Here is a 14,484-nt window from a genome sequence, read left to right on the forward strand (position 1 = left end):
GGCGCAGATGACCAAGACCAAGGCTGCCCACGCACAAGACGCCAAGATTCCCACGCAAGCAGCGCTCAATCCCGGTGACGAAGCTCCGCCCGGAACCAAGGGCACCGGCGACGACGTCTGTCCCGATTGTCACGGCAAGGGACGCATCGACGGCGCGCCTTGCGCCACCTGCGGCGGGAGCGGCACCATCACGCGGGCGGTCGGCGGCGCCTGACGCCGCCTCGTCCAGCGGCTTCATCTTCGTAGCAACGATCGGCCCTTCACGTGTGTTTTCCCCAACTGGAGACAGTGAGGCGCACCATGAACAAGACGACCGGACTGACACCCGACGACTTTCCGATCGAAGCCGACAAGGACAAGCTGAAGACACACAAGGGCGAGCCGGTGGCCTCGGCCGAGACCGAGCAGATTGCGGACGAGATCGCCGACCGGCTGAACGAGCAAGCCCACCAGGAAGAGCAGGACCGCTGGTCAGCCTAGTTCAGCGGGTTTGCGGCGCCCCATCGAATTTGGAACGACCACGCGTTCCTGCGCATTGGCCCTTCGCCGGCGTCTCACCATTCCGGCAAATGGCGGCCCCGGCTCAAGCCCGCCCCCGGATGCCGGGCCGGGGCCGCCTAGAGCGCGATGCGATTAGGATGAACCGTCATCGCGCTCCAGGTTATTGTTTGAGCATGATCTTTTTGGAAACCGCTGCGCACTTTGCGCTGCGCGGCCCTCCGGGTCCGGATCATGCACTAGGCCGAGCACAGGAGCGGACATGAAAGCACTCGTCATAGCAGGGCTCATCGCGGCGCTCGCCTCGTCTCCTTCCGCCTTCGCGCAAAGCGGCGCGGGGCCGTCGAGGACGGGCTCCGGCATCAATTCGACCGGCACCGGCGGCACGACCGGCGCGGGCGCCTCCAGCCTCAATACGTCGTCGGACGCCAACAACGGCGGCGCCAATGCACCGGCGAAGTCGTCAACGATGAGGCCGGGCGACAACGATCCGGCCAGGCAGACCCAGGGGGGCCAACAGGCCCTGCCGAACGCCCCCGGAACTAACCGGAAATAGCGCGAGCCGGATAGGCATAGAGCTCGATGGGGGCGTTGAAGCCGCGCACCTCGTGCCGGCCGACATGCTCCAATGCGAACTCCTTCTCGACAAGCTCGGCGAAATCGCGTGACAGCAGCACGTTCCTGCCGAGCGTCTTGGTCAGCGCCTCCAGGCGGGAGGCCATGTTGACGGCCGGGCCGATCACCGTGAAATCCAGCCGCTGGGCAGATCCGATATTGCCGTACATGACATCACCGACGTGGACGCCGATGCCGTAGTTCAGCGGCGCGCGGCCGGTCGCGCTGTTCCGATCGTTGAGCGCGGCCATGGCTCCCCTCGCCTCGGCCACCGCATGCAGAAGATTGGCGCAGGCGTTCGGCTGATGCAGCGGGAAGATGGCGAGCAGCCCGTCGCCGATGAACTTCAGGATCTCGCCGCCGTGCCGCGCGATCGGCTCCGACATCGCGTCGAAATAGTCGTTGAGAAGGTCGATGACATCGTCGCGCGGCCAGTTGTCGGAGATCTTGGTGAAGTCCCTGAGGTCGCAGATCATGATCGCGGCGCGCACCGTCGTGCCGGTGCCGCGCCTGGTGGCGCCGGCCAGGATCAGCTCGCCGGCATGGGAGCCGACATAAGTTTCCAGCAGCGTGCGCGCCAGGCGATTCTTGATGCGGATCTCGCTGACCAGCGCCAGCACCGGCAACAGCTTCTTCAGGCCGGCGATGTGGACATCCTCGAAACCGCCGGGACGATCAGTGGCGAAGGTCACGACGTGGCGCTTGCCGAGCGTGTGCAGCAGCGGCCAGGCCACATAGTCGGTCATGCCCAGCGACCGCATGTCGTCATAGAGGGCATGCTTGCGACCGAGCGAGGAATCCTGCTCGAGCTTTTCGCGGACCTCGTCGGCACCGTCATGGATCTCGTTGGCGGAGCTGCCGATATATTCGGACCGCTCGCGAACGTCATAGTCGGCCAGCGTGATCTCCGCCTCGCGCTTGCCGTCGGACCACATCATGCGGGCACCCAGCCATTGCGGATGATGGATCATCACGTGAAGCGTCGATCGCTTGAGCGGAATGCCCGCCTGCTGCAGGCGGATGCACATCAGCGCGAAGATGTCGTCGATGAAGCGCTCGTCGCGCGTGCCGTTGGTCAGCCAGTCGATGACGCCGTCGGCCAGTGTGGGGGCGTATGTGTGTGGCGCATTCATATCCTGCCCCTCGAGCTGCGGTTTAGCCAGCAGATATCGTGCGCCGGCCCGGCGGCGTCAACCTAGCTAGTTGCATGGATTGTGCGCATCGGTCTGAGGTTCTAGACCAGAAGCCGGATCGACCCCAGCACCGCCAGACCCGCGACGAGCGCAAGCTGCGACGGCCCGGCCAGCTCGACCTTCAACGTGCCGGTGCGGGGAATCGCAAATTCCTCGTTGTCGAGGCGGATGCGGCATTCGCCGCGCGGGGCGTAGACCAGATGCGTGCCGGCGGCGAGGTGCCGGTCGCCGGGCTGCTTCAACGCGAGGAGATCGATCTCGGCCGCGCCGCGCCGCGCCATGAGGTTCACGACCTCGACGGGACCGGCCTCGAGCTCGGTCACGATCTCGAGCTCGCCGGTGAACCGCACCGTCGTAAAAGGTTCACGTTCGTCGAATTCCTGCGTCGGCGACTTCAGCACCAGCCCGCGGCCCTCGACGACCATTTGCAAGCGGTCGATGCCGGGCATGTGGGAGAACGGACCGGACGCAAGAATCGGCGTCGACGCAAAGCGCCAGAGCAGGCTGTCCCAGTCCTTCCGCGGCGCATCGGCCCGATGCGCATCCGCGATGTCGGTGAAGACGCCGGCGCCGTTCTTCCACGGCGAGCGGGTGTAGTTTTCAGGATTGAGCAATGTGGTCTTCATGTCTCGAACTCATCCGGGAAAGTCAGGAATGTAACCGAGTTTGTAGCCTGGATGAAGCGCAGCGCAATCCGGGTTAGCTCGCGCCGTGAAGCACCGGCCCCGGATTACGCTCCGCTCCATCCGGGCTACAGGTCCCCGGATGATGTCGCTATTTCGACGCCAATGCCGCCACAGGCCGCCAGCTGACGTCGGGCGCAGCTGCAGCGAGCCGACGGCAGCGGTCACGCATCAGCTCGGCCGGGCGATCGTCGCCGCGCCGCTTCAGCACCGCCTCGAAATCGGCGAGCGCATCGGCAAAGCGGCGGGCGCGATAGGCGGCGAGGCCGCGTTCGTAATCCGCGATCCAGCCGATGCTGCCGACCGCATTCTCGTTCACCATCCCGATCAGCTCGTGGACGGAGAGTCCCTCCTCGCGTCCGTAGACCGCGATGCTGTCGACCTCGCGCGTGACGACGGCGCCGCGCGCCAGACGTTCGGTTGCCGCGCCGATCAGGATCTGCGTGCCGTAGGATTTGTTGGCGCCTTCGAGCCGGCTCGCGACGTTCACGGCATCGCCGATCACGGTGTAGTTCAGCCGCAGCTCCGAGCCGATATTGCCGACCAGCATGCGGCCGGAATTGATGCCGATGCGGATCTGGAGCGGCTGACCGAGATCGTCGACGAGGCCCGACTCGTCGATCGCCCGGCGGCAGGCGAGCGCGGCGCGGCAGCATCGTGCGGCGTGATCGGCTTGCGGCTGCGGCGCGCCCCAGAACGCCATCACGGCATCGCCGATGAACTTGTCGATGGTCCCGCCATTGGCGACGATGATCTCCGAGGTGAGGTCGAGATAGCGCGACAGCAGCGGCACGACGCGATCGCCGAGCCGCTCCGACAGTCCGGTGAAGCCGGCGATGTCGATGAACATCACGCTGAGCTCCTGAACGCTGCCGCCGGGCTTCGCCTCGACGCCCTGGCGCAGCAGGCCGCGGACGAGATCCGCCGGGATGAACTTGCGGAATGCGGACAGGCCGGCCGCCATCTCCGCGATCGCACCCGACAGGCTTGCGATCTCCTTGAGCCGCGACGGATGCCGACGGACCTGCTCCAGCGCGAAGGCTTCGACATGGCGCAGCTCGCCGACGACGCGCGACAGCGGCGCGGCGATGACGGACCGCGCCAGCATTGCCGAGGCCAGCGCCGCGAGCACGGCGCCGACGGCGAGGCCGAGGATCAGGCGGTGCAATGTCGTCTCGACCGGCCCGAGAAATTCGGCCTCGGGGATCACGGTCGCGAGCGACCAGCCGGGAAACGGCAGCGGCGTCAGCGCGACCTCATAGGCCGCGCCGCCCGAGGTGAGCCGGCTGCGCCAAGCCTCCTTGCGGCCGGCTTCCCCGGCCTGGCCGAGCGCTGCGCGCGCCAGTGGCAGCAGCGCGGTGTCGCCGCGGGCCGGATGGAGCTCGTCGGCGTCCTTGTCCGGCGCCGCGACGAGCTCGCCGCTGCCGTCGACGATGAAGGCGGTGCCGGTGCGCCCGACCTCCAGCTGCGACAGGAACCGCGCAAGCCTGGTGTATTCGATGATGACGGCAAGCACGCCTTGCCGCTCCTGGTAGACGTCGATCGGGCCGGCGAAGGCGATCGACGGCCGTTCGCCGGTCGCGTGGTTCATGACCCTGAACCATTGCGGGTCGTCCGCGCCGAGGCCGGCCTTGAACCAGGCCTGATCGGCGACGCGGAAATCGGTCGGCTCGAAGCGGCGGTTGGCAAATTCGATGTCGCCGGGCACCACGTCATATTCGTCGACCCGGCGCTCGCCCGGATGATCCGTCAGCGAGATCTCCATCATCTCCAGGCGCCGATCGCCGAGCTTGTGCGCGGCGAAGAAGGAGCCGTCGGGCCAGCCGAACGCGACCCAGGAAATCGTCGCCTGCGACTGCAATTGTGACAGGAACACGAACTCACGCTTGTCGGCCTCGCGGGTGTCGAGCACGTTCTGGAGGAACAGGGTGCGGATCGCGGTATGCGCGGCGCGCGCCTCGTCGACGATGGCCGAGACCTCCTTGCGCACCGCCGCGACGATCTGCTCGTTGATGGTCGAGGCGAGCTGCCGGCTGGCCGCCTCCGCGGTGCGCCACCACAGCAGGCTGGAGAGCGCCGCGGTCAGCAGGATCGCGGCGAGGACCAGCGCGGAGACAGCAAGGCGGATACTGACCGTCATCCTTGCGATCGCGCGCAGCTGGCGTCCGGGATCGACGTTCATGGTTTTATCCGCCTTTGGGTGGGCGCGACTCCTGTCATCTTCCTACGCAGATTTCCTACCGTCCGTTACCTCTGCCAAGTTTGGTCGGACGCATCCAATGCTCTCGCTCTAACGTGTCGATAGCGCCAAGGCATTGGATTTGGGCACCCACTTGCCCGCTAATCCCGTCCAAGCGCACCGACCGTGCGCCCGATCCAATCGATCTCACGGTTTCGTGAGCAGCCCGCCGTAACACGGGCGGCGCGCGGAACGAAGGAGATCATGCGCGCTCGCCTGCCGGGCGGCACCATTCGAACAGGAGAATCTCGATGTCTGCCAAACATACCGTCACCTCCCTCGTCCTCGCCGGTGCGGTGTCGACCGCGCTCGCGACCCTTGCCTCCGCCGCCCCCCTGAGCAAGGCCGAAGCCGATGCCGCAATGGCCGCCAAGAAAGAAAAGTGCTTCGGCGTCGCACTGAAAGGTCAGAACGATTGCGCGGCGGGACCGGGCACCACCTGCCAGGGCACCTCGACCGTGGACTACCAGGGTAATGCCTGGAAATTCGTCAAGGGCGGCACCTGCACCAGCATCGAGCTGCCGGGCGGCAAGAAGGGTTCGCTGAAGCCGATCTGAACGGCGCAACGGCAGGCGCGAACGGAGCAGCACGATGAGCACGATCAAGCCGGCCCCGCCAGCAGCGCTGCCGCTCCGCTTCGCAACGCCGATCGGCGGCGTTGCCGGGACGAGCTTCAAGCCCGAGCACCTCCCGGCAATCCTCGAGGCAAAAGATCAACGCGGCTTCTTCGAGGTCCACGCCGAGAACTACATGGGCGCCGGAGGGCCGCCGCATCGCGCGCTTGAGGCGATCCGCCGCGACCATCCGCTCTCGCTGCACGGCGTCTGCATGTCGATCGGCGGACCCCGGCCGCTCGACAAGGCGCATCTGGCGCGCTTCCGCGGCCTGGTCGCGCGCTATCAGCCGGCGCTGGTCTCCGAGCATCTCGCCTGGTCGACGCACGAGACCAGCTTATTCAACGATCTGTTGCCTCTGCCCTATACCGCGGCGACACTCGCTTGCGTCTGCGATCACATCGATCAGGTGCAGGAGGCGATCCGGCGACCGCTGCTGTTGGAAAACCCGTCGACCTATCTCGCCTTCCGCGAATCCTCCATGCACGAGACCGAATTCATCCGCGCCATTGCGGAGCGCACCGGCTGCGGCCTGCTGCTCGACGTCAACAACGTGTTCGTCTCCGCGGCCAACCATGGATATTCTGCGCTCGACTACCTCGCTGATTTCCCGCTGTCGCGCGTCGAGGAAATTCATCTCGCCGGGCATGCCGAGCAGGCCGACGACGAAGGTGACCTGCTGTTGATCGACAGCCACGATGGCCCGGTGGCCGACGCCGTCTGGAAACTCTACGAGATCGTGATCCGCCGCCGCGGGCCGGTGCCGACGCTGATCGAATGGGACAGCAAGATTCCGGACTGGCCGGTGCTGCAAGCGGAAGCCGCGGCCGCCCAGGCGATCCTCGACCGCCATCAGTCCGTCATACCGGCAGGAGAGCGTCATGCCGCCTGAACCCGGCCTGTGTTTTGCCGCATCGTTCGCGCCGGCGTTGCTGGATCCGGAGCGCAGCACGCCTGAATTCGTGACCGGCCCCAACGGCAAGGCCGCTGGCCGGCGCTATGACGTCTACCGCAACAACGTCACGGTCAGCCTGATCGACGCGCTCGCCGCGATCTATCCGGCGGTGCAGCGCATCACCGGCACCGACTTCTTCCGCGCCATGGCGCGCTTCCATGTGCGCAGCAATCCGCCGACATCGCCGCTGCTGTTCGAATATGGCCGCGACTTTCCGGACTTCATCGAAGCCTACGAGCATGCGCAAGATCTGCCCTGGCTCGGCGACGTCGCGCGTCTCGAGCGGGCCTGGCTCGACGCCTATCACGCCGCCGACGCCATCCCGCTGTCGCCGGCCCGGCTCTCGGCGGTGACGCCCGACCGCCTGGCTGATCTGGTTTTCATTCCGCACCCGGCCGCGCGGTGCCTGCGTTCGAATTACGCTGCCGTGACGATCTTTGCGGCCAACCGCGACGACGCACCGATTATGCGGATCGATGCCTCGACGCCGGAGGATGCCCTGATCACGCGCGGCGAATTCGACATCGCCGTGCGCCGCCTTCCACCCGGCGGCGCGGTCTTCGCGCACCATCTCATGTTGGGCCGGCCGCTCGGCGAAGCCGCGGCGGCGGCGCTGGAGGCGGCAAGCGAATTCGACATCGCCGCGAACATTGCCGGGCTGATCGAAGCCGGCGCCTTCACCTCGCTCTGTTGCGGAGACCCATCATGATCACGGAGCAGCCCATGACGTCCGCCAGCGGCCTGGCGTCGCCCGGAGCACTCGTCGACAGAGCCAATCATCTGATGCAGGCGCTCGCGATGCCATCGCTGGTCCAGCTGGTGCTGCGCCTCGCGCTGGCCGTGCCGTTCTGGCGCTCGGGCCTGCTCAAATGGAGCGGCTTCCTCGAGCTCAACGACACCGCGGTGACGCTGTTCAGCGACGAATTCATGCTGCATCTGCCCGGCGGGCCCTATCACTTTCCGGCCCCGACGGTGATGGCCTTTCTCTCGGGCTCCGGCGAGATCATGTTCCCGATCCTGCTGGTGCTGGGACTGGGCACGCGGTTCGCCGCGCTCGGGCTGCTGTTCATGACCGTGATCGTCGAGCTCACGGTGCCCGACGGCTGGCCGATTCACCTCACTTGGGCGGCGATGGCGCTTGCCCTCATGGCTTACGGGCCGGGGCACATCTCGCTCGATCGTCTGATCTGTCGCATCCGTAGCCCGGATGGAGCGCAGCGCAATCCGGGGCAGGTTGCGCGGTGAGGCATCGGTCCCGGATTACGCTTGCGCTCCATCCGGGCTACAGAAGAGCACTTACATCCCGCTCAGGCCGCTATCGACTGCGAGGGTCTGTGCGGTGACGTAGACGCTTTCGTCCGAGAGGAAGAACAGCACGGCATAGGCAATCTCCCAGGCTGTCGCCTGGCGGCCGAACGGGATGTGGCTCTTGCCGCGGGAGGGACGGCCGGCGCCGGCTTCGCGGCCGTTGGGGGTGTCGACGAGTCCGGGATAGACGAGATTGGCGCGGATGCCGCGGCGGGCTCCGAGATGGGCGATGTTGCGCATCAGGCCGCCGAGCGCGGCCTTGGAGGAATCGTACACCGCCATCTGCGAACCCGCCTTCAGCGCGGCGATGGAGGAGATGAAGACGATGGCGCCGCCATCATCGAACCTCGGCATCGCGGCGCGGCAGCACAGCATGGGGCCGCGGACATTGACGTCGTAGATCTTGTTCCACTCCTCGGGGCTGACGGCATCGAGCCCGACCTTGCCGAATGTGCCGACGTTCAGCACCATGCCGTCGAGCCCGCCCATGGCGCGGCGCGCTTCGTCGATCATGCGGACGACGTCGGCCTCCGAGGTGACGTCGGCCGCGATGGCAAAGCCGTCGCCGCCTTCATCCGTGATGCGCTTCACCGTCTGTTCGGCGGAGCTGCGGTTGAGATCGGCGACCGCGACCTTGGCGCCCTCGCGGGCGCACAGGATGCTCATGGCACGGCCGTTGCCGATTGGATCGCTCGCTGCGTCGAACACGCGTTGGCCGCCGCCGACGATCAGGATGCGGCGCCCTTTGAGGCGCCCCCTGCCCGGCGCTTCTCCGGATGATTCCGCGCTCGGCGGACGAATGTAACGCTCCGGCTTGCTCTCGGTGTCCGCCATCTCAGCCGCCTGGCTTCTTGCCGCCGTCATAGACCTTCATGCCAGCGGCGGGATCGAGATCGGTTTCCGTTGCTTCGGTCAGGCGCGCCATCATCATGCAAAAGCCGAGCGCGACGATGGCTTCGACGATTTCCTGGTCGCTGAAATGTTTTCGCACGGCCGCGAAGATGGTCTCGGGGACACGGACGTTCTCGACCACTTCGCGGCCGAACTTCAGCAGCGCGCGCTCGGCCTCGCTCAGGCCGGCGGCGTCGTAGTCACTACGCTCGACGGCGTCGATCTGGTCCTGCGTGCAGCCGACGCCGAGCGCGATCGGCACGTGCTGGCGCCACTCGTAGGCGCCGCCTTCGAGCTGGGCGGACTGGAGGATCAGAAGCTCGCGGTTGACCGCGCTGAGCTTCTGCTTGTGCAGGATGGAATTGCCGAGCCGCATCGCCGGAATCATGTTGGCCTCGGCATGGGCCATCATGCGGAAGATGTTGAGCTTGACCGGCATGCGGTCGAACGAGGCGCGAATGTCGCCGCTCGTCGTCTCCGGATCAATCAGGGGCAGCCTTGCCACGCATTTCTCCCTTGGGCTTTCGTTTCTTGTTGTCGGCGTCTTGACCTGCCGCGATCAGCGACAGGAAGAAGGCGAGATAGCGGTCGATCGCCTCGATCACCTTCGGCCGCGGCGACGGCACCGCGCCCATCACGTAATGCTCGAGGCGGATGTAGATCAGACCGGCGGCGAACAGCCGCGCGGTCTCGCGCGGATCAGTGGTCGAGATCAGGCCGGCGAGCGCGAAGCCGCGGAAATAATCCGTCATCAGGCTCTGCTCGCGCGCGTAGAAATGATCGGCGAATTTGGCGCGAATGCCTGGCACGCGGTTGCGCTCGGCGGTGATGACCTTCTGGAACTGGTGCTCGCGCGGATCGGACCATTGCTCGACGAGGTCGAGCGCGAACTGCCGGCAGAACTCCGCCGGCTGCCGCGCCAGCTGCTTGTAGCGCGGCTCCTCCAGCCGGCTCGCCGAGCTGGCCGGGCCATGCTCGCTGACGATCGCCTCGAGGATCGCCGCCTTGCCGGGGAAATGGTTGTAGAGGCTGCTCTCGCGGATGCCGACGCGGCGCGCGAGCTCGCGCATCGAGGCGCCGCCATAACCGCTCTGCGCGAACAAATTGAGCGCTTCGGCGAGGATGCGCTCGCGCGTCGTGGGCGCAGCCGCTTCAGCCGCGCTGGAGGTGTCGACAGCCATGCTGCTTGACTAACGAACGCTCGTTCGCTAGTCAACCGTACGAACGATCGTTCGTTTCAACTCCGCTCGATAAGCGGAGAGCAATTGGGGAAGAATGCCATGGCAAGCCACGCTCGCCTTTTGCCCGCGCAAACCATCGCAGCGCTTCGCATCGTCGCATCATTGCTGCTGATCCTGTCTGCGGCGGCGTCGGCCCGTGCCGAGGATGCTGCCGCCTACCCCACCCGCAAGATCAGGATGCTGCTGCCTTACGCGGCCGGCGGCGGCGGCGACGTAGTCGGCCGGCTGCTTGCGGAGAGGATGGGCAAGACGCTCGGACAGAGCATCTATATCGAGAACCACACCGGCGCCGCCGGCACGATCGGCACGCAGATGGTCGCGACTTCCGCGAATGACGGCTACACCATCACCGTCGGCGGCATGACCACGCATGTGCTGGCGCCCGCGATCTATCCAAAGCTGCCCTACGATCCGATCAAGGATTTCACGACGATCGGGCGCGTCGGCGTCTCCTCCATCATGCTGGTGGCGACCAAGGACTTTGCCGCCAATGACATCAAGGGTCTGGTCGCGCTGGCCAAGAAGGGCGAGCCGATCCAGTACGGCAGCTGGGGCGTCGGCTCGACCGGGCAATTCTGCGCGGAAATCCTGATGCAGCAGACCGGCATCAAGATGGACCACGTGCCGTTCAACGGCATCGCAAAGCTGGCCGGCGATTTGCTCGGCCGCCACATTTCCCTGGCGACGCTCGACGTCGCCACCGCAACGCCGCTGGTGAAGGAGGGCTCGATCAAGGCGCTGGCGGCCTGCGGCGAGCGGTCGCCGAGCCTGCCCGAAATCGCCAGCTACAAGGAGCAGGGCGTCGCGTTCGACCGCAGCCTGTCATGGGCGATGTATGCGCCCGCCGGCGTGGCTCCGCCGATCGCGCAGAAGCTGTCGGCGGCCCTGAAGGAGACCCTTGGCGATGAGGTGGTGAAGCAGAAGCTGCTGACGCTCGGCATCACCCCGCAATTCGTGCCAGGCGAGGAGCAACGCGACATCAACGCGCGCGACATCACGGCCTGGAAGCAGGTTGCCAAGGACGCGGGCATCGAGGTCAAGTGAGCAAGCTGACGACAGGAGCGCGGACATGAGCCGCATCTTCGGCGCGGTGCGCCAGAACGGATATGTGGTGCGGGACATCCACGCCGCGATGAAGCACTGGATCGAGGTGATGGGCGTCGGCCCCTGGTACTACATGGACCGGGTCAAGACCGACTGGTTCCGGCATCGCGGCCGGGATTCGGCCGTCGAGATGAGCATTGCGCTGGCGAATTCCGGCGATCTCCAGATCGAGCTGATCCAGCAGCGCAACGACGCGCCCTCGCTCTACAGGGAATTCCTCGATGCTGGGCACGAAGGGCTCCAGCACATGTCGTATTGGAGCCACGACTATCAGGCGCTCTACGACAAGGCGCTCGGGCTCGGCTATCGGATCGGCCATGAGGGCCAGATCGGCGGCAACAAGGGACGCTTTGCCTATTTCGACACGCAGGCGCATCCGGGCACGGTGATCGAAATCTCCGACATCAGCGGCACCAAGGGCCCGTTCTTCGAGAAGGTGCGGCAGGCCGCGATGAGCTGGGACGGCACGCGGCCGATCCGCGAGATCGGCGGCGGGAGATCGTAGAACCGATTGCCCGCAATGTACGCCGTTGCTGGCTCTTGCGGGAAACCATGGTAACGTGGCCTCGTGTCCGAACCTTCAGCGAGGCTAGCATGCCCGACACTGACAAGGTTTTCGCCGGCTCGATTCCGAAAATCTACGACGAGTATCTGGTCCCGATGATCTTCGCCGTCTATGCGGAGGACATCGCAAGGCGCGTTGCCGCACGCTCTCCCGCTGTATTGCTCGAGATCGCAGCGGGCACCGGTGCGGTGACGCGTGCCGTGGCGGCGGCGCTGCCGCGCGGCGTTCGATACGTTGCAACGGACCTCAACGAACCGATGCTCGCGGTCGCAGCGCAGCGCCAGGCGAATGACGATCGCATCACCTGGCGCCAGGCGGACGCAATGGCCCTGCCCTTGGGCGACGCCGAGTTCGACGTGGTCTGCTGCCAGTTCGGCGCGATGTTCTTTCCGGACCGCATCAAGGCCTATGGCGAGGTCAGGCGCGTCCTGAAGCCGGACGGCACGTTCGTGTTCAACGTTTGGGATCGCATCGAGGAGAATGCGCTCACGCATGAAGCAACGGTCGCGCTCGAGAAGCTGTTTCCCAATGATCCGCCGCGTTTCATGGTCCGGACGCCGCACGGCTATCACGACAAGGCCGTCATCAGGAGCGATCTCGAACGAGCTGGCTTCCGCGACATCTCGATCGAAACCCGATCCGAAATCAGCCGCGCGCCTTTAGCCGAAGATGTCGCCATTGCGCTCTGCCAGGGCACGCCGCTGCGCAGCGAGATCGAGGCACGGGATGCCGGCAAGCTTCAGGCTGCGACCGATACGGTTGCGGAGGCAATCCGGGCCCGCCGTGGATCCGGTCCGGTGGAGGGCAAGATCCAGGCGATCGTGATCGAGGCCCGCCCGTAGCAGGGGCGTTGGCCGAGGCGGCGCGTCCTTTACCAGAAGCCGCGCTGGAACGGCTGCGCCGGCTGATAGTACTGGTACTGGCTGCGCCGGCGCGGGTTGGCCGGCTGGACGTAGGGATCGCGGTAGAAGAAGCCGAAGCCGTTGTCCCAGCCGTCATCGCTGGCGATCATGGCAGGCGCGGTCGGCTTGCGCGTGATGAAGCCGCCTTGCGGCTCGTTGCTCAGCACCGCGACGAACTCGGTGCGGTAATTGGTCTCGCTGCTCAGCGGCTCGTCCGAGACGACGATCGAGGAGCGCGGCAACGCGGTCGGCCCGATGCGGTCCCATACGTCCTGCGGGATGGTGATGCGGTCGAGTGCGTTGCGGGCCTCATCGCCGTTCTCGATCGTGACAACGCTCCAGCGCAGGCCCGTCCCGGTCTTCGCCATCGCCGTAAAGATATGCGTGCCGATCGGCTGCTCGGGATTGCGGATCGTGACGGGGACCTCGATGCTGGTGTCGAACACCTCGCCGCCGCCGTCGGGCGCCGGCTTGTGCGTGTTCCGACGCACATAGAGCTTCTGCGTCGCCCGGCTGATGTAGACCGAGACCGGCTCGCCCGCGAGCTTCGCGTCGGTCGCCGCCTTCACGGCCTCGGTCTTTCTGGCCGCAGCGGTCTTCGCGGCTTCCTTGGTCGCAGCCACCGCATCGCGCTTCGGCTGCGCGGCGGCCCTGGCGGCCTCGAGCTGCGTCGCCGCGTCGGCAGCCTTGGTTGCTGCCTTCTGCTTCAGCTCCTCGGCCTTGGCGCGGGCCTGATCCGTCTTGGCATTTGCGAGCATTTTGTCGGCGAAGGCGAGCTCGGCATCGGCGCGGGTCTTCTGCTGTTCCAGCTTGCGCAACGCGGCCGGGAGCGAGGCGGCTTCCTTCGCGGCGGCGGACGCAGCCTTCTTGGCCTCGTCGGCCGCCCTTGTGGCCTCCTCCGCCTCGGCGGAGAGCTTGTCGGCACGGCCGGGCACGGCCGCGATGGCCTCCGGCTTTGGCACGAACAGCGACGGATGAGAGAATTCCGTCGGGACCGTGTCATGCGGCGAGACGATCACGCGCATCCCGATATAGGTCTTGTCGAACACATTCTCGGCGAAGCCGAACGGCATTCGCACGCAGCCGTGCGAGGCGGCATAGCCGGGCAGCGGTCCGCCATGCAGGGCGATGCCGTTCCAGGTAATGCGCTGCATGTGCGGCATCCAGGCATCGTCATAAAGGCTCGAGCGATGCTCCCGGTTCTTCTCGAGAATGGCAAAGACGCCAGCCGGCGTCTCGCGTCCGGTGGTGCCGGTCGATACCGGCGCGCGCACGATCCAGCCGTCGGCATCGTAGAAAGTGACCTGCTGGCTCTTGATCGACACGATCGCCATGACCGGATCGCCGGCCACCCGCGGCGCGACTGCCTCGGCCACCTGGCGCTGCTGCTTGGCCGCAATCGCCGGGGTGGCCGCCGCAAGGGTCGCCGCCGCCACGAGCGCCATGATTCCGGCAGGCCCCCGGCGCCCCACCGCCCTGATGGATTGCGCCGTCGTCGATCGGTTTTTCATGCCATCCTCGGTCGAGCTGCCAGTCGGCTGGTGTCGCTCACGTGTCAGATTGGAATCATTGGATTAAGAAATCGCAGCCGCCTTACGTTCCCTCTGTGGCGGGATTCGGTACGTTCGGGCGACAAATCTCTCATATACGAGGGTTGGCGAAGGCGGAAGGCGGCC

17 protein-coding genes are annotated in these 14,484 nt (G+C 66.2%); 10 read left to right on the plus strand and 7 right to left on the minus strand.

Annotated elements, in window-relative coordinates; translation table 11 throughout:
• Window positions 1–7 precede the first annotated feature (7 nt).
• From I6F20_RS27915 to I6F20_RS27925, 3 genes are all read left to right on the plus strand, one after another.
• The gene (locus I6F20_RS27915) at window positions 8–214 is read left to right on the plus strand and encodes a hypothetical protein (protein ID WP_050991724.1); all 207 of its coding nucleotides are present in this window, start codon (window positions 8–10) and stop codon (window positions 212–214) included.
• An 86-nt stretch (window positions 215–300) separates the two neighbouring features.
• The gene (locus tag I6F20_RS27920; RefSeq protein ID WP_036011671.1) at window positions 301–480 is read left to right on the plus strand and encodes a hypothetical protein; all 180 of its coding nucleotides are present in this window, start codon (window positions 301–303) and stop codon (window positions 478–480) included.
• A 280-nt stretch (window positions 481–760) separates the two neighbouring features.
• Window positions 761–1,054, plus strand: coding sequence for a hypothetical protein (locus I6F20_RS27925; RefSeq protein ID WP_074448097.1), 294 nt, complete (start codon window positions 761–763; stop codon window positions 1,052–1,054).
• On the opposite strand, the gene I6F20_RS27930 is transcribed toward I6F20_RS27925, so the two are convergent.
• The 3 genes from I6F20_RS27930 to I6F20_RS27940 all read right to left on the minus strand — a co-directional run bounded on the left by I6F20_RS27930 (window position 1,041) and on the right by I6F20_RS27940 (window position 5,171).
• On the minus strand, window positions 1,041–2,246 hold the full coding sequence (locus I6F20_RS27930; RefSeq protein ID WP_036011675.1) for an adenylate/guanylate cyclase domain-containing protein: 1,206 nt from the start codon (window positions 2,244–2,246) through the stop codon (window positions 1,041–1,043). The two genes, I6F20_RS27925 and I6F20_RS27930, sit on opposite strands and share 14 nt — an antisense overlap.
• Before the next feature lie 101 nt (window positions 2,247–2,347).
• Window positions 2,348–2,932: a HutD/Ves family protein gene (locus I6F20_RS27935; RefSeq protein ID WP_225128740.1), complete on the minus strand. Its 585-nt coding sequence runs from the start codon at window positions 2,930–2,932 to the stop codon at window positions 2,348–2,350.
• Window positions 2,933–3,080: 148 nt separating this feature from the next.
• Window positions 3,081–5,171 carry an adenylate/guanylate cyclase domain-containing protein gene (locus tag I6F20_RS27940; protein ID WP_225128741.1) on the minus strand — a complete coding sequence of 697 codons (2,091 nt, stop codon included), beginning with the start codon at window positions 5,169–5,171 and terminating at the stop codon, window positions 3,081–3,083.
• A 308-nt stretch (window positions 5,172–5,479) separates the two neighbouring features.
• Between I6F20_RS27940 and I6F20_RS27945 the strand changes: the two genes are divergently transcribed.
• From I6F20_RS27945 to I6F20_RS27960, 4 genes are read left to right on the plus strand one after another with little or no spacing between them, the layout of a single operon-like run.
• Complete coding sequence (locus I6F20_RS27945; protein ID WP_225128742.1) at window positions 5,480–5,785, plus strand: BufA1 family periplasmic bufferin-type metallophore; 306 nt, start codon at window positions 5,480–5,482, stop codon at window positions 5,783–5,785.
• Between the two features lie 34 nt (window positions 5,786–5,819).
• Window positions 5,820–6,734 carry an MNIO family bufferin maturase gene (bufB, locus tag I6F20_RS27950; protein ID WP_225128743.1) on the plus strand — a complete coding sequence of 305 codons (915 nt, stop codon included), beginning with the start codon at window positions 5,820–5,822 and terminating at the stop codon, window positions 6,732–6,734.
• Window positions 6,724–7,506 (plus strand): HvfC/BufC N-terminal domain-containing protein, encoded by a 783-nt coding sequence (locus tag I6F20_RS27955; protein ID WP_225128744.1) that lies wholly within the window; start codon window positions 6,724–6,726, stop codon window positions 7,504–7,506. The genes bufB and I6F20_RS27955 overlap by 11 nt, the downstream gene beginning before the upstream one ends.
• The gene (locus I6F20_RS27960) at window positions 7,503–8,042 is read left to right on the plus strand and encodes a DoxX family protein (RefSeq protein WP_051057089.1); all 540 of its coding nucleotides are present in this window, start codon (window positions 7,503–7,505) and stop codon (window positions 8,040–8,042) included. The genes I6F20_RS27955 and I6F20_RS27960 overlap by 4 nt, the downstream gene beginning before the upstream one ends.
• A 51-nt stretch (window positions 8,043–8,093) precedes the next feature.
• Here the strand turns inward: I6F20_RS27960 and I6F20_RS27965 are convergent, their stop codons facing one another.
• From I6F20_RS27965 to I6F20_RS27975, 3 genes are read right to left on the minus strand one after another with little or no spacing between them, the layout of a single operon-like run.
• The gene (locus tag I6F20_RS27965; RefSeq protein ID WP_036011702.1) at window positions 8,094–8,939 is read right to left on the minus strand and encodes an SDR family NAD(P)-dependent oxidoreductase; all 846 of its coding nucleotides are present in this window, start codon (window positions 8,937–8,939) and stop codon (window positions 8,094–8,096) included.
• A gap of 1 nt (window position 8,940) precedes the next feature.
• Window positions 8,941–9,501 carry a carboxymuconolactone decarboxylase family protein gene (locus tag I6F20_RS27970; protein ID WP_225128745.1) on the minus strand — a complete coding sequence of 187 codons (561 nt, stop codon included), beginning with the start codon at window positions 9,499–9,501 and terminating at the stop codon, window positions 8,941–8,943.
• On the minus strand, window positions 9,479–10,177 hold the full coding sequence (locus I6F20_RS27975; RefSeq protein WP_036026741.1) for a TetR/AcrR family transcriptional regulator: 699 nt from the start codon (window positions 10,175–10,177) through the stop codon (window positions 9,479–9,481). Before I6F20_RS27975 ends, I6F20_RS27970 begins: the two co-directional genes overlap by 23 nt.
• Before the next feature lie 99 nt (window positions 10,178–10,276).
• On the opposite strand from I6F20_RS27975, the gene I6F20_RS27980 reads away from it, so the two are divergent.
• The 3 genes from I6F20_RS27980 to I6F20_RS27990 all read left to right on the plus strand — a co-directional run bounded on the left by I6F20_RS27980 (window position 10,277) and on the right by I6F20_RS27990 (window position 12,748).
• Window positions 10,277–11,281, plus strand: a complete 1,005-nt coding sequence (locus tag I6F20_RS27980; RefSeq protein WP_051057094.1) for a Bug family tripartite tricarboxylate transporter substrate binding protein — start codon at window positions 10,277–10,279, stop codon at window positions 11,279–11,281.
• A gap of 25 nt (window positions 11,282–11,306) precedes the next feature.
• Entirely contained in the window at window positions 11,307–11,846 is a 540-nt protein-coding gene (locus I6F20_RS27985) for a VOC family protein (RefSeq protein ID WP_036011717.1), read from the plus strand.
• Window positions 11,847–11,935: 89 nt separating this feature from the next.
• A complete protein-coding gene (locus tag I6F20_RS27990) occupies window positions 11,936–12,748 on the plus strand; it encodes a class I SAM-dependent methyltransferase (protein ID WP_036011720.1) in 813 nt (270 codons plus the stop codon).
• A 29-nt stretch (window positions 12,749–12,777) separates the two neighbouring features.
• On the opposite strand, the gene I6F20_RS27995 is transcribed toward I6F20_RS27990, so the two are convergent.
• Window positions 12,778–14,319 carry a L,D-transpeptidase gene (locus I6F20_RS27995; protein ID WP_036026748.1) on the minus strand — a complete coding sequence of 514 codons (1,542 nt, stop codon included), beginning with the start codon at window positions 14,317–14,319 and terminating at the stop codon, window positions 12,778–12,780.
• Between the last annotated feature and the right edge of the window lie 165 nt (window positions 14,320–14,484).

Source organism: Bradyrhizobium sp. IC3123, assembly GCF_020193625.1.
Taxonomy (GTDB): Bacteria; Pseudomonadota; Alphaproteobacteria; order Rhizobiales; family Xanthobacteraceae; genus Bradyrhizobium; species Bradyrhizobium yuanmingense.

Excerpts from the sequence above, each read along its gene's own strand:
- I6F20_RS27915 (WP_050991724.1), top strand. The coding sequence starts at position 8 with ATGACCAAGACCAAGGCTGCCCACGCACAAGACGCCAAGATTCCCACG.
- I6F20_RS27920 (WP_036011671.1), top strand. The coding sequence starts at position 301 with ATGAACAAGACGACCGGACTGACACCCGACGACTTTCCGATCGAAGCC.
- I6F20_RS27925 (WP_074448097.1), top strand. The coding sequence starts at position 761 with ATGAAAGCACTCGTCATAGCAGGGCTCATCGCGGCGCTCGCCTCGTCT.
- I6F20_RS27930 (WP_036011675.1), bottom strand. The coding sequence starts at position 2,246 with ATGAATGCGCCACACACATACGCCCCCACACTGGCCGACGGCGTCATC.
- I6F20_RS27935 (WP_225128740.1), bottom strand. The coding sequence starts at position 2,932 with ATGAAGACCACATTGCTCAATCCTGAAAACTACACCCGCTCGCCGTGG.
- I6F20_RS27940 (WP_225128741.1), bottom strand. The coding sequence starts at position 5,171 with ATGAACGTCGATCCCGGACGCCAGCTGCGCGCGATCGCAAGGATGACG.
- I6F20_RS27945 (WP_225128742.1), top strand. The coding sequence starts at position 5,480 with ATGTCTGCCAAACATACCGTCACCTCCCTCGTCCTCGCCGGTGCGGTG.
- bufB (WP_225128743.1), top strand. The coding sequence starts at position 5,820 with ATGAGCACGATCAAGCCGGCCCCGCCAGCAGCGCTGCCGCTCCGCTTC.
- I6F20_RS27955 (WP_225128744.1), top strand. The coding sequence starts at position 6,724 with ATGCCGCCTGAACCCGGCCTGTGTTTTGCCGCATCGTTCGCGCCGGCG.
- I6F20_RS27960 (WP_051057089.1), top strand. The coding sequence starts at position 7,503 with ATGATCACGGAGCAGCCCATGACGTCCGCCAGCGGCCTGGCGTCGCCC.
- I6F20_RS27965 (WP_036011702.1), bottom strand. The coding sequence starts at position 8,939 with ATGGCGGACACCGAGAGCAAGCCGGAGCGTTACATTCGTCCGCCGAGC.
- I6F20_RS27975 (WP_036026741.1), bottom strand. The coding sequence starts at position 10,177 with ATGGCTGTCGACACCTCCAGCGCGGCTGAAGCGGCTGCGCCCACGACG.
- I6F20_RS27980 (WP_051057094.1), top strand. The coding sequence starts at position 10,277 with ATGGCAAGCCACGCTCGCCTTTTGCCCGCGCAAACCATCGCAGCGCTT.
- I6F20_RS27985 (WP_036011717.1), top strand. The coding sequence starts at position 11,307 with ATGAGCCGCATCTTCGGCGCGGTGCGCCAGAACGGATATGTGGTGCGG.
- I6F20_RS27990 (WP_036011720.1), top strand. The coding sequence starts at position 11,936 with ATGCCCGACACTGACAAGGTTTTCGCCGGCTCGATTCCGAAAATCTAC.
- I6F20_RS27995 (WP_036026748.1), bottom strand. The coding sequence starts at position 14,319 with ATGAAAAACCGATCGACGACGGCGCAATCCATCAGGGCGGTGGGGCGC.